Source organism: Ruegeria sp. AN11 (assembly GCF_056536005.1).
In genome coordinates, this window is sequence record NZ_JBQFJD010000001.1 from 2,539,024 (window position 1) to 2,554,061 (window position 15,038).

At 57.0% G+C, this 15,038-nt stretch carries 15 protein-coding genes; 2 read left to right on the plus strand and 13 right to left on the minus strand.

Annotated features, from left to right (window positions below):
* Positions 1-3: 3 nt before the first annotated feature.
* Genes ACR3EQ_RS12560 through ACR3EQ_RS12595 form a run of 8 tightly spaced genes read right to left on the minus strand, consistent with a single transcriptional unit; the run spans position 4 to position 7,392 of the window.
* A complete protein-coding gene (locus ACR3EQ_RS12560; protein WP_170615539.1) occupies positions 4-648 on the minus strand; it encodes a DUF1523 family protein in 645 nt (214 codons plus the stop codon).
* A gap of 11 nt (positions 649-659) precedes the next feature.
* Positions 660-926: a hypothetical protein gene (locus ACR3EQ_RS12565; protein ID WP_170805816.1), complete on the minus strand. Its 267-nt coding sequence runs from the start codon at positions 924-926 to the stop codon at positions 660-662.
* Complete coding sequence (locus ACR3EQ_RS12570) at positions 927-2,264, minus strand: DUF6638 family protein (protein WP_170615543.1); 1,338 nt, start codon at positions 2,262-2,264, stop codon at positions 927-929.
* Positions 2,265-2,280: 16 nt separating this feature from the next.
* Positions 2,281-2,886, minus strand: a complete 606-nt coding sequence (locus ACR3EQ_RS12575; protein WP_480490809.1) for a hypothetical protein — start codon at positions 2,884-2,886, stop codon at positions 2,281-2,283.
* Positions 2,883-4,814, minus strand: a complete 1,932-nt coding sequence (locus tag ACR3EQ_RS12580; RefSeq protein WP_480490811.1) for an AAA family ATPase — start codon at positions 4,812-4,814, stop codon at positions 2,883-2,885. Before ACR3EQ_RS12580 ends, ACR3EQ_RS12575 begins: the two co-directional genes overlap by 4 nt.
* A gap of 57 nt (positions 4,815-4,871) precedes the next feature.
* Entirely contained in the window at positions 4,872-5,993 is a 1,122-nt protein-coding gene (locus tag ACR3EQ_RS12585) for a hypothetical protein (protein ID WP_170615549.1), read from the minus strand.
* On the minus strand, positions 5,993-6,295 hold the full coding sequence (locus ACR3EQ_RS12590; RefSeq protein ID WP_480490813.1) for a hypothetical protein: 303 nt from the start codon (positions 6,293-6,295) through the stop codon (positions 5,993-5,995). Before ACR3EQ_RS12590 ends, ACR3EQ_RS12585 begins: the two co-directional genes overlap by 1 nt.
* 14 nt (positions 6,296-6,309) lie before the next feature.
* The gene (locus ACR3EQ_RS12595) at positions 6,310-7,392 is read right to left on the minus strand and encodes a coiled-coil domain-containing protein (RefSeq protein WP_170615553.1); all 1,083 of its coding nucleotides are present in this window, start codon (positions 7,390-7,392) and stop codon (positions 6,310-6,312) included.
* 270 nt (positions 7,393-7,662) lie between these two features.
* On the opposite strand from ACR3EQ_RS12595, the gene ACR3EQ_RS12600 reads away from it, so the two are divergent.
* Complete coding sequence (locus ACR3EQ_RS12600) at positions 7,663-9,138, plus strand: NAD-dependent succinate-semialdehyde dehydrogenase (RefSeq protein WP_480490815.1); 1,476 nt, start codon at positions 7,663-7,665, stop codon at positions 9,136-9,138.
* Between the two features lie 312 nt (positions 9,139-9,450).
* On the opposite strand, the gene ACR3EQ_RS12605 is transcribed toward ACR3EQ_RS12600, so the two are convergent.
* On the minus strand, positions 9,451-9,645 hold the full coding sequence (locus ACR3EQ_RS12605) for an ion channel (protein WP_480491779.1): 195 nt from the start codon (positions 9,643-9,645) through the stop codon (positions 9,451-9,453).
* Positions 9,646-9,943: 298 nt separating this feature from the next.
* On the opposite strand from ACR3EQ_RS12605, the gene ACR3EQ_RS12610 reads away from it, so the two are divergent.
* Positions 9,944-11,266, plus strand: coding sequence for a metal-dependent hydrolase family protein (locus ACR3EQ_RS12610; protein ID WP_480490816.1), 1,323 nt, complete (start codon positions 9,944-9,946; stop codon positions 11,264-11,266).
* 136 nt (positions 11,267-11,402) lie between these two features.
* Here ACR3EQ_RS12610 and ACR3EQ_RS12615 read toward each other — a convergent pair whose 3' ends face one another.
* The 4 genes from ACR3EQ_RS12615 to glcF form a co-directional block, all read right to left on the minus strand.
* Positions 11,403-11,870 (minus strand): Hsp20 family protein, encoded by a 468-nt coding sequence (locus ACR3EQ_RS12615; protein ID WP_480490818.1) that lies wholly within the window; start codon positions 11,868-11,870, stop codon positions 11,403-11,405.
* A gap of 124 nt (positions 11,871-11,994) precedes the next feature.
* Positions 11,995-12,813, minus strand: a complete 819-nt coding sequence (locus ACR3EQ_RS12620; RefSeq protein ID WP_480490820.1) for a trypsin-like serine peptidase — start codon at positions 12,811-12,813, stop codon at positions 11,995-11,997.
* Complete coding sequence (locus tag ACR3EQ_RS12625; RefSeq protein ID WP_321250447.1) at positions 12,810-13,595, minus strand: trypsin-like serine peptidase; 786 nt, start codon at positions 13,593-13,595, stop codon at positions 12,810-12,812. The genes ACR3EQ_RS12620 and ACR3EQ_RS12625 overlap by 4 nt, the downstream gene beginning before the upstream one ends.
* 116 nt (positions 13,596-13,711) lie before the next feature.
* Positions 13,712-15,037, minus strand: a complete 1,326-nt coding sequence (gene glcF / locus ACR3EQ_RS12630; protein WP_170615566.1) for a glycolate oxidase subunit GlcF — start codon at positions 15,035-15,037, stop codon at positions 13,712-13,714.
* Position 15,038: the final 1 nt, after the last annotated feature.

Here is a 15,038-nt window from a genome sequence, read left to right on the forward strand (position 1 = left end):
GCCCTACTTTGACTTCCAACTGTTCAGCCACCTGCGAAACCTGCTGCTGCGTTCCTCGATCGCGTCGCCTGCGGCATACAGGCCGTCTTCCACATTCTCCATCATTGGGTCGATGCGGGCTTCTCGGAACCTGCGCCAGCGCACCCAGATGGCCCAAACAAGGGCGAAGAAAACAGTCAGGAAGATGATGTTGAACCATGGAATGATCCGCACATCCGGGCTGTCGACCTGCCATATCTTAACGGCGTTCGGAAAGATCGAAAGGAATTCACTGCGCCAGCCGTAGTGACGTACCACCACCCAACGCGGCGCCTCGGTTGTTGATTTCAGGTCTGCCGCTTCTGCCTGCAGGTTCGAGGAGTTCAGCTTGAAATAGGGCGGCCAGCCCCAGCCTGTATCCTCGTTCCGATAGACCATGACCTTGCCGTTGGTCTTGCGGGTCTGGATGAAGAACACATCACGGTTCGGTGTGGTCGGGTCGCTGCCGACATCATGAACCGACCAGAAGATGCTGTTCTCACCGGGGTCGATCCGTTTTTCATAGGTGTCCGAGATTCGAACCACGTCATGCTGCGGCAGGGTGTAGTTCGACACCGCCGCGATCGTGCCCCAGAACAGGATGATGATGGCCCATTTGACATAACGCATTGGTCAAACCCTCACATGAAATTCGAAACATAAATCAGGATCGCGATCAGGCCCAGCGGCACGACATAGATCCCAAGGATAAGTTTGCGGCGAAACGATCCGTCGTACTTTTTCAGCCCGCGCTGGACAAAGGCGTCCCTGTCGCCTGTCATGCCCTTTTTCTCCCAATGCGCGATCAGTTTACTGCGTCGCACCCGGCGGGAATAGATTGATACGCCCACATACAAGACGGTCAGAACGATCAGCAACGGGATCAGAAAGCGGAGTGCGACCAACATTTAACTTCTCCCTACTGCGCCCCAGGGACCAACGCGCGCGATGATATCATCGCTGACCCGATCACTGCCACTCATGTCCGGCTCATGCCCGAACAGCGCGGCCCGGGCGCCTGCCTTGTCCACCTGATACTCTCGCGCAAGGAACTCGGCAACATAGGCTTTTTTTGTTTCCGGCCATGTCGCATAAGTGCGGTAGAACAGCTCTTTGTGGCAAATGAACATCTGGCGCGGATCCAGCGGGGCCAGTTCGGCCAGCAGCATATTCACCAGATCGCGGTGCGGCGTATCGGCGGCGCGCAAAGTATAGAAATAGGCCGGATGATCCGAAGTTACACGCGGCCAGGGCCCCCCGTCCGTCGCCCAGCGCAGCAACTGCGCCAGACCGTGATAAGCCTCGGGCAGACGGTCCGAATGGTTGCGCGCCAGACGGCGCATGTCCCTGCGGTCCAGCCCGGTCAGATCGACATCGGCATCCGCAGCAGCATCGATGGTCAGGAAATCCATCTTCTGCTGCAAGATCGCGGCGGCATCCACGCCGCGCGCCTTGACGATGGGTTCGACCAGATCGTTGTAGTCGAGAAATTTTGCAATTTGGTTCCGCTGCGACGGACCAAAGATGTACTTGATCGGCAGGCCATCCGGCCTGTCCCCCATACAAATCGCCGCCGGGTGATCCAGATCCGGGAACAGATACAGCCCGCCGAAATGCGCCGTCCAGAAGTTGCGCTGCTCGAATGCGGTGTGGCGCAGGCGGACAGGATTGCGCGTGACGTCCCCCGTCTCCTTGGCAGTCTCGATCATCTTCGCGATCAGAACATCATCGAACCAGGCATCCTCTTCGGTTTTGAACCGTTCGACCATCCCCGCCAGTTGCTGTGCCTTGCGCAGAGTGCCGCCCGCGGTGTCGGCCTCAATCTCGATCTTGCGCAGGTTCAGCAGATCGCGCGGCGTTGTGAGTTTGATGACCGAGTTCACCAGCTCTCCGGCCACCGCATCGGTGGCAGTCAGGGCGAAAAGCTGCGCCTCGTTCATCTCGATGAATTCGCGCAGGATATCGCGCGAGGTCGAGAATTTGACGTTCAGCAACGGCGCGCGTTTCTGCTCGGTCGTCAACAGAATGAACTGCCGGTTGACCCCGTTGGGGTTGAGGTAGAGCTCATCCTCCAGCTCAATCCCCACCTCCGGCGAATAGCCCGAGATATCGACATGAAAATCCGTCAGCTCTGTGGTTTTGCCCGCCAGATGCTGCAATGCGCGGTTATACCGCTCGACTAAGGCCGGGCTGGAGATGTGGACGAGGTTGCCGAACATCAGGCCTTGTTCGATGAGGCGGATCATTGTTTAGTGCCCTCCTCTATCCTACCTGAACAATCTTTGGCTTCAGAACCGCCTCTAGCTGCCTGAAACAACTGTTGTAGCGCCCTTTTCGATTCTCTGAATCTCTCCGACTTTTCAATACTTTATCGAGTTCTTTTTTTACTTCTTCTGTTGGGCGGAAACTACCGATTTCTACCTCGCGAAGATCATCTAGAGAGCAAATCAGCTCGTGTTCCAATTCAATAATTGGTTCACTTAACTGTCTTAGGTCCACGCCCCAACGCAACTCGGCCTCATCGAACAGTCGAGCTTGTTTGTTTTCTGTTTCTTTCAACACCTGCCAATACAGAATGAGAGCTTCTGTTCGTTTTCCGTTCGCGCGTACGTTGTCGATCTGTTTTTTGCGTTCCGCGTTCTGGATCTCGGGCAAAACTGAATGAGGTGATCTAAAATAATTGTAGATTTCACGTCTTTCGCGAAATCGACCATACAATTCGATAGCGAGTTCGTAGTCATGCTGCCACTTAGTTTGTTTTTTCCAAGTATTCAGCCCAATCCAAGCGGCTATCGCTGCAGAAATCGCCGCCAAAGCTGTGACGGTATTGGCAATCGCTGAAACTATCTCGGCAAGACCTGGCGTCACCCCTTCCCCTCCAGATACCGCCGCTTGGCCTCTTCCATCCGGCCCATCTCGCGGACGGTGTTCTCGATGGCGACCTCGTCGCTCTTGTCGGCATAGCGGAACTCGCTGTCGGCGTAGCGGTTGATCTCTTGCATCACCATTTCCACCGTGATCGGTTGGCGCAGGTCCTCGATCATGGCCTTCTTGGTGTCGTAGTCGCGGAACAGGAACAGGTCGGGGTTCTCCATCCATTCATCGGGCAGTTCGAAATCCATCGCGCGGACCTTGACCGCGTCGGTGATATTCTTGATCGCACGGCCGGTGAAACGCTCATCCGCCTGTTGGATCGCCTTGAGGTAGGTGCCCAGCTTGGCGATGGTATCCATCTGACCGATCTCACCAGACACCCGGTCATAGACCTGCAGCAAAGCGTCCTCATGCGGGCGGGAGTGGCTTTCGAAACTGGCGGCGACGGCCTTCTTAATTTCCTGCGCGGCATAAGCTTCGTGTTCGCCCAGCGGGATGTCGTGGTTGCGGCCCATCAGCAGATGCAGGATGTCGATGTAATCCTCGCGCGTCTGCGGCCCGTCCACCAGGAACCGCGCGCCTGCTCGCTGGCGCAAGGCGTCGTCCACATTCTCGGGGTAGTTCGAGAACATGCCGAAGGTGCAATTGCCGCGCACGACGGTGTTGGCACCGGCAAAACTCTCCATCAGCGCGGCAGTGATTTCCAACTGGCCGGCACTGGATTGCCGGTCACCGCGTTTTCCCGCCAGTTGGTCGATGTCGTCGATGGTGCCAAAACCGATAACCGAGGGGTCGATGATCGTGTTGATAAACGCCTTGGCGTTCTGACCGGATTTGCCCTGATAGCTGTCGATATTGTCGGTGCTCAGGTTCTGATAGCGGAACGGATAGCCCGCGTTCTGGCAATAATCGTTGATCAGCCCGGCGATCATCTGGATCAGGGTTGTCTTGCCGGTGCCTGGTTTGCCATCACCCATGAAGGTGAAGATGAACCCGCCGAGTTCCGCGAACGGGTTCAGGCGGCGGTCGAAGTCATAGGCCATCAGCATCTTGGCCAGCTTCATCGCCTGATACTTGGCGATATGGTTGCCCACCACTTCGTTCGGTTTCTTGAACGTCATGGTCAGGGTGGTGGATTTGGCTTTGGAGGCTGGCTCAAACACCCGGATCGTCAGATCGTCAGACTCGATATGCCAGGCAGCGTTCTGGAACGGGGCCAGATGGCCAGCCGATTGCGCGCGCAGGGCGGCCTTCTCCATCAGTTGCTCGGCATAGGCGCTGGTTGCGGCGATCAAATACGCATCATCGGGAGCGTGTTTGGCAAAGGTCTGGTCCAGTTCCCACAACGCGCCATGCAGAGCGAGTTGGCCGTTGTCAGTCAGAACTTCCTCAATCTCGCCGATATCAACCGTGGTCTCACCCAGATGTGAGGACATCAGGTAAGCCAGCGCATTGCCAAACACGTGCGACGTGATCAGAGCCTCCGCCGTCAGCAGTTCCGAGAACTCGGTCTTGCGTGCAGCGGGCAAATCCCCGGCCAAATTCGCACGCTTTAGATCGGCCAGCGGCGTCTGTTCCGCGTAAGCCTCAGCGACGGCCAGAGCGATTGCGATGGCGCGCCGGATGGCCTGCTGCGTGGTGGCCTGCTGCGGCGAAACCAGCGTGTCACCATCGTCCGACGCCTCGATCCGTTCCACCAGATGCACCCCATCGGCGCGCACCGTGCGCCGCGTCACCAAACCCGGTGTCGTCGACCGAAATCGTCGCCCAGTCGTAACGCCCGGAGACCGTTCAAGCGCCACCTCCACCGCCTTTGCAATCCGAGGCGCGTGTTCGAAACCGTTCAGCAAAGCGGTTGCCGCCGGATAATGCTTGCGAATATCCGCCTCACGCAATTCCATCTGATCCGACGTCAAACTCATCTCAAAAGCCGCCCTTACTTCATCTTTTCAAAAATACTCTCGCCGAAGGCGAAAATCTCAATACCTCAACACCTGCCCCGCCTTGCTGACCACGAACTTGCGCACATCTGCAAACCCCGGCGGGTTGCGCTCGGCCAGCACCTGAAACGGGCGCTGCGGCAGGATGATGGAACGTTGGGTACGCGTGGCCCCGGTCTCGGCCCCCTGCCCGCCGAACGGGTCCAGCGCAAAGACCTCGCGCTCAACGGTTGAGAACCAACCGGCGCGCTCCTCGATAACCTCTTCGCTTTGCAGTTCTTCGGTGGTCCAGGCCAGTGCCCAGTCCTGACCTTCGGGCGCCTGCGCATCCTCCAGCACCTGCCGCAGGGGGCCGGATTGCTCGGTATAGGCCGAGGAATACATCGGCCCCACATGGACGCGGCGCAGGTGCTTGGGGTGCAGGTCGTCGAAATCCTGGTCGAAGCCTTTGGCGATGGTCACCAGTTTCAACCCGCACAAGGACTGCGCCATCAGATGAGCCTGCACTTCGGGCCAGCGGCGTTGGTCCTTGGGCAAGGCGGTTTTGCCACTGTCCTCCAACTGCATCAGGTAGATGACCGGCAGGTTGATCTGGCTGTCATAGACCGCCCAGTGGATCAGAAATTTGCGCCGCTCGCCTTCATTCCCGATCCAGTGGCATTCGGGATCGTTGCGAGCCCAGAAAAGCTGTCCCTTCAGCAATTCCTCGTAGTAGAGCCTTTGCGACAGCGCAAATTGTAGCTTCGTGGGGATTGCCTGATCGCCGATGATCGTTCGCACCATGTCGGTTTTCAGATCATCTTCCGAGGGCATATTCGCCAGATGCACCTGCGCCTGCTGCGCGTCGTTGGCCATGGTCAGCAATTCGGCCGCCACCGGAAACCCGCTGTCGCGCTTGTCCATGGCGAGGCTGCCAAAGAACCGCCCCGTATCGCGCCCAACCAGCAGGTACTTCATGGATAGCGCGCGGAAGGTGTAGAGCAACCCCGAGAGGTAACGCGACACGATCCGCACCTCTTGCTTGCTGATCGCGCCCTCCGCCTCCATCGTTGCGGCCACGCGCAGAAGGTGGACGGTGATCACCTCGAATTTGCGGAAATAGCGGCGCGAGGCGAAAGTGTCGGTTAGGCCGACATGGTCTTGGGTGGGGTTAGTATTCATTAGTCTCCACCATCTCCATCACCATCGCCGTCACTCGAATGGTAGCCATCGTTCTCGTTGTAGAACGCAATTTCAGCGGAAACAGGATCTTCTTTCCGGTAAAGGCGATAGACGATGTGACCGACCGCGAAGAATACCAGCATACTCAACGCAATAGCCCAATAGGACTCTGTGATCCAATATAGAACGACGCCAATCCCAATGGCGAACCACCGCACGATCATCGCCGTCTCAACCCAATCCGGTAGGTCAATGTCCTTGCGAGACAACGCCGGAGGAGGACGTCTTTCGCCGTCACTCATAGCGGAGCCTTTCCTTAAGAGCCCCCATACAAATTCTTATCATGCTTCTCGACAATCGAGGCAAACCGGCGGGCAAAGCGTTCATCCGCCTTGGCCTTTTTCTCCAGCACGTCGCGGGCAAAGACCATGTGGTCCTCATGCGCCTCGAGCATGTCGGCCATTTTCTGGTTGGTCGCCGTGCCGATGGCGGCCATGGCAGTTTGCGCTTCTTGGTCGGTCTGCACGCCGATCTCGTTGATGCGGTGGGCTACGTCCTGCTGCTGCGCGGTTTTCAGAGATTTGGTCAGCGCGTCATACAGAACCACACGCTGTTGCGTGTCTGTCTGCAGCTTGTTGATCAGCACCATCTGCGTCGCTGCCTGGTTTTGTAGTGAATCGACCCAGGTTTTGCCCTTTTCAATATAGCGCTCCAGCGTCTGGCTTTTGGCCAGCTTAACTTGCTCTTCCTGAACCTTGGCGTTGTATTGCTTGTTCAGCTCGGCCAGCTCGGTCTCCAGCTGAGTGCGTGCGGCGGCGTCCTGTTCAACGCTGATCTTGTTTTCCAAAGTGATGATGGTCGGGTCCATGCCCTGAATCTCGGCGCGCAGAGCCTCCAGCTCGGCCACGGTGGCCTCACGATCGTCCAGCGTGCCGGTCAGATTGTCCTCGACCTTCACCCGCTGCTCTTCCAGCACGGACAGCTGACCTTCCAGCAGTTTCACGATCACATCCGACTTGGCGATCAGGTCCTGCAGCTTGTCGTCGATATTGGCCGTGCGCATCCTCTCTTGCCGCATCGACTCGGACTTGGCCTTGGCAAAGATGCCGACAAAGCTCTCCCACCCGGTTTTCGAGCGCATCTCGTCGAAATCCTTGGAAAAGGCGTTGGTCACGTCGTCCAGCCCCATGATCAGCTCGGCGATATTCGCATTCATCACCTCAGTATGGGCATGCACGTCCTCAAGCGTCGCGTTCTCGATGTCGATATCCGCCTCGGCAGTGCCGATCTTGGCGCGCGCGGCCTCAATCCGCGAGGTCAGCCCTTCGATCTGTGACTGACTTTCACGCACTTTGGTCTGAGTTTCCTGAATCAATGCCTCGAACTGTTGGTTCGACATCTGTCCTGTCCTTGTTTTTTCTTATCTACCCAATGAGATAGTGAATGTTATGACGATTTACATCCCCATGGGTCTCGAAATCACCAGAACTTTGGCAAAATCAATCAGAAAAAGATAGGCGCGACGATACAATCCAAAGCTGTATTATCAGCCGACGCTGACGTTCTGTTGTCCATATTCTGGATTGATCCGTCCTCCGGAGTGGCCATGGACAAAACCCGCGGCACATGGTTGGGTGCGCGCAAATCTTTTCCTGCCGGAGACTGACTCATGCTGGACGCAACAACCGACCTTAAATCAATCCTGAAAAACCCCGATCTGCTGGTGACCAAAGCTTATATTGGCGGCCAGTGGGTGGACGGTGACAATGGCACCTTTGCAGTGACCAACCCCGCGCGCGGCGATGTGGTTGCCGAGGTTGCGGATCTCTGCCGCGCTCAGGTCGCTGGTGCGATTGCACAGGCGGAGGCCGCGCAGAAGGAGTGGGCCAAGCTGACCGGCAAGGAGCGCGCCGTGATCCTGCGCCGCTGGTACGACCTGATGATGGAAAACGCCGAGGATCTGGGCAAAATCCTGACCGCCGAGCAAGGCAAGCCACTGGCCGAGGCCGTTGGCGAGATCGCCTATGGTGCATCCTTCATCGAGTTCTTCGGCGAAGAGGCCAAGCGCGTTTACGGTGAGACGATCCCCGGCCATCAGCGCGACAAGCGGATCATGGTTCTGAAACAGCCGATCGGCGTTGCAGCCTCGATCACGCCCTGGAACTTCCCCAACGCGATGATCACCCGCAAGGCGGGACCCGCGCTGGCCGCTGGCTGCGCGTTTGTAGCCCGCCCTGCAGCCGAAACACCGCTGTCCGCGCTGGTTCTTGGCCTTCTGGCCGAAAAGGCCGGCATCCCGGCGGGTGTGTTCAACGTCGTGCCGTCCTCGCGTGCCAGCGAGATCGGCAAGGAGTTCTGCGAAAACCCGGGGGTGCGCAAGCTGACCTTCACCGGATCGACCGAGGTGGGCCGCATCCTGCTGCGCCAAGCCGCCGATCAGGTCATGAAGTGCTCGATGGAGTTGGGCGGCAACGCGCCTTTCATCGTGTTCGACGACGCCGATCTGGATGCAGCCGTCGAAGGTGCCATGCTGTGCAAGTTCCGCAATAACGGCCAGACCTGTGTCTGCGCCAACCGGATTTACGTACAGGCCGGTGTCTACGACGCCTTCGCAGCCAAGCTGAAAGCAGCGGTCGAAGCGTTGAAAGTCGGCGACGGTCTGACCGCGGGCACCACGACCGGTCCGTTGATCAACGCCGAAGCTGTCGCCAAGGTGGAGGAACACATCAAGGACGTCACCGACAAGGGCGGTGCAGTTCTGACCGGCGGTCTGCCGCATGACCTGGGCGGCACCTTCTTCCAGCCGACCATCGTGACCGGTGTGACGCAGGACATGATGGTCGCGCAGGACGAGACATTCGGGCCGCTCGCGCCGCTGTTCAAGTTCGAGGACGAGGACGATGTGATCGCCATGGCCAACGACACGATCTTTGGTCTGGCCTCCTACTTCTACGCCAAAGACCTGAGCCGCGTCTACAAAGTGGCCGAGGCGCTCGAATACGGCATCGTCGGCGTGAACACCGGCATCATCTCGACCGAGCTGGGCCCGTTCGGCGGAGTCAAACAGTCAGGCCTGGGCCGCGAAGGCAGCCACCACGGTATGGAAGACTATCTGGAGATGAAATACGTCTGCCTTTCGGTTTGATTTGAAACGGCCCAGGTGCTGAACGCTTGGGCCGCTAAAATCTACGGCATCTCGTTGTCTGAACTAACCTCGATCGTTGGTTCATACTGGAAAAGATCGAATGTCTGGCTGTCGTGCCCGCTGGCGTAGCTTTGGTAATGGCCCAGAATGATGGGGTGCACGATGCCTCGGGCGAGACGATATTCTGGTCGATGGGATCAGTCACTGCTGGGAATTGATTGCCAGCCTAACAATGCCTGAAACCCCCGCGGGGAACTTGCGCGGGTTTTATGGATTGAAGCCTACTTTGAGCGGAAAGCGCTAAATTATTTGCTAGGTATTTCCTGTTTTGCAGTTTCGGAGTGGTGCCCTTGCAAACTGGGCTGTACTCGGGGTTAAAAAACCAGTCTCAACAAAAAGGAAAAAGACTGCAAATATCTTTCCGATTTCCGTTTGCGGAGACAAGTTTTCCAGTCCGACAGTAGTTGCTGGGGCGACGTCGAGTACAAAGTATCGACTCAGGACAATCCTTCAGCACCCCCAGTGATAGAGCGTTCCTGACGTTAAGAAACGACCGTCGAACCCAAACATTCGCGAAGCATGTGGCGGTTCAGCAAAATACACGCTGACCTTTCAAAAGTCGTACGATTTCAGGCGCAGTGCCAGCACCATAGACACCTTAGCCTATAGGACTTTAAATCAGGCAAAAGCGAAACTGACCAAGGTACTAACAGTTGCAAAATTTCAGTATGCTTCTGCGCAGGTTGAGCTATGTCTTGATCACTTTGAAGTTCTTACCTGACCCCAGTGAATTGAGGTGCTTTGAATGAAAATGCTTCTTGCTTGTTTGGCGTTATTGGGCGGAGCAGCCCAAGCGCAAACAGATGCGACGCCGATCTTGTTTACGAACGTGAACGTCTTTGACGGTCAGAACGAAGCTCTGATTGAGAACGCGAACGTCGTCGTTACCGGCAACTTGATAACGGCTGTATCGACTGAAACTCTCAGTGTTGCCAACGCGCAAATCATCGATGGCGGCGGACGTACAATGATCCCTGGTCTGATTGATGCACACTGGCACACGTCTTATGCCTATGCCCCGCAAGCAACAATTGTAGCTGGCGACATGTCTGAAGTCGCCATCCGAGGTGCCTTAGGTTCCCAAAAAACTTTGATGCGTGGGTTCACCACAGTTCGTGATGTAGGTGGTAACCCATTCACCATTAAAAAAATGATCGACCGTGGTGAGCTTGTAGGACCCCGTATTTTACCCTCTGGTCCGCCGATTAGCCAAACGTCTGGTCACTTTGACTACCGTGCACTTCAATCGACACCAACCAACCCCGGCGATGCGTTGGAATACTGGAACAGAAATTCGCTTCTTCTTGTGGCGGATGGTGTTCCCGATCTCCTAAAACGTAGCCGTGAGGTGCTGCGCATGGGAGCGGTACAGTTGAAGTTCGCCGGGGGCGGAGGAGTATCCTCTGTTTTCGACCCACTGGATGTTCAAGAATACACGTTGGAAGAAATGGAAGCGATTGTAGACGTGGCCGAGACTTGGAACACTTATGTCGCAGCTCACATCTTTACCGACCGTGCGACGCAGACAGCCATCAGGGCTGGTGTCAAGTCAATCGAACACGGTTTCCTTGTCAGTGAAGAGACCCTTCAAATGATGAAAGATGAGGGCGTCTGGCTAAGCATTCAACCCTTGCTCAACGACGAAGACGCGTTCGTTTTCGATGATCCATTCAGCACAAAAAAATGGATACAAGTCACTGATGCGACTGATAAAATTTACCCTTTAGCCAAAGAGATTGGTGTCAATATCGCGTTTGGTACCGACATGCTTTTTGACCCGGAGACTGCGGAAAAACAGGGTAAGTTCCTGGCCAAGCTCGGCAAATGGTTTACGCCTTTTGAAGCGCTTAAGATGGCCACCCATGACAATGCGCAATTGCTCAAACTATCTGGTCCGCGCCATCCATACCAACAGGGTGAGTTGGGGATAATTGCCGATGGAGCCTATGCCGATCTGATCCTAGTGAACGGCAACCCGCTTGATGATCTGGACCTTGTGGCCGACCCGAATGCTAACTTTGATCTGATCATGAAGGACGGAATCATCTTCAAGAACGCGGTGGACTGACACCGCCGCCAGTTGGCTGCTCCATCTACTTTGCGAAAATTTTCGGACAAAAAACAACGCCCCGCGTCTGGAGGAACGCGGGGCGGGTGTTGCGACGGTCCGGGAGGAGGAGACCGTCGCAGGATCTTCAGGCGCGTTAGTTCACGGCCTTGGCGTCGACCACATCCTTCTCGATGGCTTTCGCCGAAGAAATCTCGATCCGGCGCGGTTTCAGTGCTTCAGGCACTTCGCGCTTCAGGTCGATGTTCAGCATGCCGTTTTCATGGCTGGCACCGGTGACACGAACATGGTCGGCCAGGGCAAAGCGGCGCTCGAACGCGCGGGTGGCGATGCCGCGGTGCAGGTAGCTGCGCTGTTTGTCTTCGGCGACTTTCTTACCGGCGACGATCAGCGCGTTTTCCTTCACTTCGACCGACAGGTCATCTTCCGAAAAACCGGCGACAGCGACGGAAATCCGATAGGTGTCGGCATCGGTTTTTTCGATGTTATAGGGCGGGTAGCTGGGCTGAGCCACGTCGTTGGTCAGAACGCGGTCCATCATGTCGGCGATCTGGTCGAAACCGATGGTGGCGCGGTGCAGCGGTGCAAAATCAAATGTACGCATGTGTCGTATCCTCATGTTTGAGCGATTCACGATTTGTTGCCCTCCGTTCGGACGGGCGGTGATGTTTCCCGAACCCCGTTGTGGCGATCCGGCACAATTCACATGGGTAGCGATTTCGCCGAGTTCAAGACCCGCCAGCACCGATGAATTTCGCACCAGAGCTGGACTTGCCCGATCCCACCTGCAACCGGCGGATCGAGGCCTTGGGTTGCGGCGCATCCCGCCGCATGATCGCCTTGAGTTCGGACACGACGCCGGCCAGTTCCATACCAAATCCGACCCTTTTTCCGTCATAGACTCCGACGGCGGACACCACGGACAGGATCTGCCAGCGCGGGCCATTTTTCGCCAGTATGGCCGAACCGGATGACCCAAAGGTAATATCGCAATCAAAGGTAATCAGACCCAGACGTCGTTCCAGAATTCGGCATGATCGTTCGCGCGTAATCGCCTCGGACCGGCCCAACCCGTATGAGGCAATGGTGATTTCCTTGTTGAGAATTTGCCCGCCATGCAAGGCGAAGGGATCGGCAATCGTGTAAGGGATTGGCTTTTCCAGACGCATGAGCGCGACGTCGGCGCGAACCGCTTCAGGCGAAAGCGGTTCATTCGCGCCATAGGCGGGATGGGCGGCGATCTGCACCACGTTGCGTTCGGCCAACGCATTGCCGTTGCTCAGCCCGGCGCGGAAAACCACCTCGCCAGACCGGTAAGGTTTGCCGGTTTTCTTGTCCAGGGCGCAATGCGCTGCCGTCAGCACCAGGTCCTGCGCAATCAGCGTTCCGGTACAAAACGACCGCGACCCCAAATCCAATCGTCCGACCGCTTCCCATCCATACAGATCATCGCGGTCCACCAGCGTGCGTTTGCTTGATGTCTGGGCGGATGCTGAACCGATCAGAACGGACTGGCAAAACAGGAAGAACAGCAGAAACCTGATCATGGCCTTACGAACCTTGCCCCGATGTTTTTGCCTGAATCACCGGTTTTAGAGCCGTATCCGCGCCCCGCCGACAGTTCTGCACGCAGCAATTGCAGCGCATCCTCAACCGCCGTACCGATCGCGACGCTCTTGCCGCCCATCATCGCCTTGGCCGCAACGACCGAGACAATGCGGGGACGATTACCAGCAAAGGAAAACACCGGCGCGCCTGAAGCGCCAAAATCCACGTCGCAGGACATCACCAGAACACCCCCCTGCCCGGTCACGACAGAACAAACCTCCTGCAGGGATGGCGCCTCGGCCCTGTCCTGTGCGTAGGACACAACACCCACTTCTTCGCCCTGCACAGGGCGTTCACCAGTTTCGAAAGGAATGACCGTTGTGTTCCGGACCGGCTGCCACAACTCGATCAGCGCGATATCATGCCGGACACGTTCTGACGGGGTTCCGCCGTCAAAACGGTATTCTGGGTGGATTACGACCTGCCGGGCAGCGCGGTACGCCGATGCGCGGCCCAGGCGCCAACCAGCGAGAAACTCGATCAACGCGGGGTCAATCCGACGGCGCGTCGATTTGTCGAAAAGGCAATGTGCTGCAGTCAGAACCAGTCCGGGTGCAATCAGTGTCCCGGTGCAAAAACCGGTACCGGCGATATCCAACCGCCCGACGGCCATCCACTCGCGCCCGGAATCCGAAGTCTCAAGGCTTTTCAGCCCCGTGTCCTGCGCCATGGCTGCCATTGGCAACACAGCAAACGCTATGGCCCTGATCCAGTTTCGCACGCATGTCTCCGGTATTGCTAAAGACAGTTTGTTACGCAAACGGTGCGGCGAAAATAGGGCGCAGGCCCAGTCGGGGTTTTTCCATCGCAATTGAAGCAGCGTTGCATCAACCGCGATTACTTCAGAATGGGTACGTCACCGCCGTCGGCTGTTCGGCTTTGTTGCAAGGCCCTGGGCATTGGGCCGCCAGTCGCCCAGTCCAGTAACTCGACCGTGTGCACGACGGGCGTACCTGTTCCCGACCCGATCTGCATCATGCACCCAATATTTCCGGCGGCGATCACATCGGGCTTTTTCGCTTCCAGTGTCCGCACTTTGCGTTGCCTGAGCTGGGCCGAAATTTCAGGCTGCAACAGATTATAGGTTCCGGCGCTGCCACAGCACAGATGACTGTCAGCCGGCTCGGACACGGTGAAACCTGCGCGCTTCAGCAAATCCTTGGGGTAGGTTTTGATCTTTTGCCCGTGCTGCAGCGAACAGGCCGCGTGATACGCCACACTCATGCCCCGGTCATCACTTTCCGGAAGATCCAGCTGCATCAGAAGCTCGCTCACATCCATGGCAATTGCAGATATACGTTCCGCATCCGCAGCCAGCGCGTCGTTGCGGAACATGTGACCGTAATCCTTCACGGTGGTCCCGCAGCCCGATGTATTGATGACGATGGCATCCAACCCCTTGCTGTCCATCTCGCGCGTCCAGGCCCGGATGTTGGTCGCGGCAGAAGCGTGACTTTCGCGCGTCTTGCCCATGTGATGGGTCAACGCTCCACAGCAACCGGCGCCATCGGCGACCACGACCTCGCACCCCAATCTGGTCAACAGGCGGATTGTGGCGTCATTGATATCGGTGTTCAGCGCCTTTTGTGCGCAACCTGTCATCAACGCCACGCGCTTTTTGCGTTCGCCCTTGGACTCAAAGCACTGCGGATCATCGTTTCGGCTCACTGGCGGGATGTGTTTTGGTGCCATATCCAGCATTGCACGCAAACGCGCATCAGGCATCAGAAAGCGAAATGGCCGCCCCAGCTTTGCCCCGATCAAAGCCCACCTGAACCGCATCGGGTAAGGCAGGATCTGCGCCAGCATCCAGCGCAGTGCACGATCCATGAAGGGGCGCTTGTAGTTCGTATCGATATACTCGCGCGCGTGATCGACCAGATGCATGTAATGCACGCCCGACGGGCAGGTGGTCATGCAAGCCAGACAGGACAGACAACGGTCAATGTGTTTGACGGTCTTTTCGTCCGGAACGCGATTGTTCTCCAACATGTCCTTGATCAGGTAGATACGCCCGCGCGGGCTGTCCAGCTCATCCCCCAGAACCTGGTATGTCGGGCAGGTCGCAGTGCAAAAACCGCAATGCACGCAACTCCGCAGGATGTCGTTGGACCTTCGGATTGCGGGATCCTGCAACTGTTCTTCGGAAAAAGTTGTCTGCATT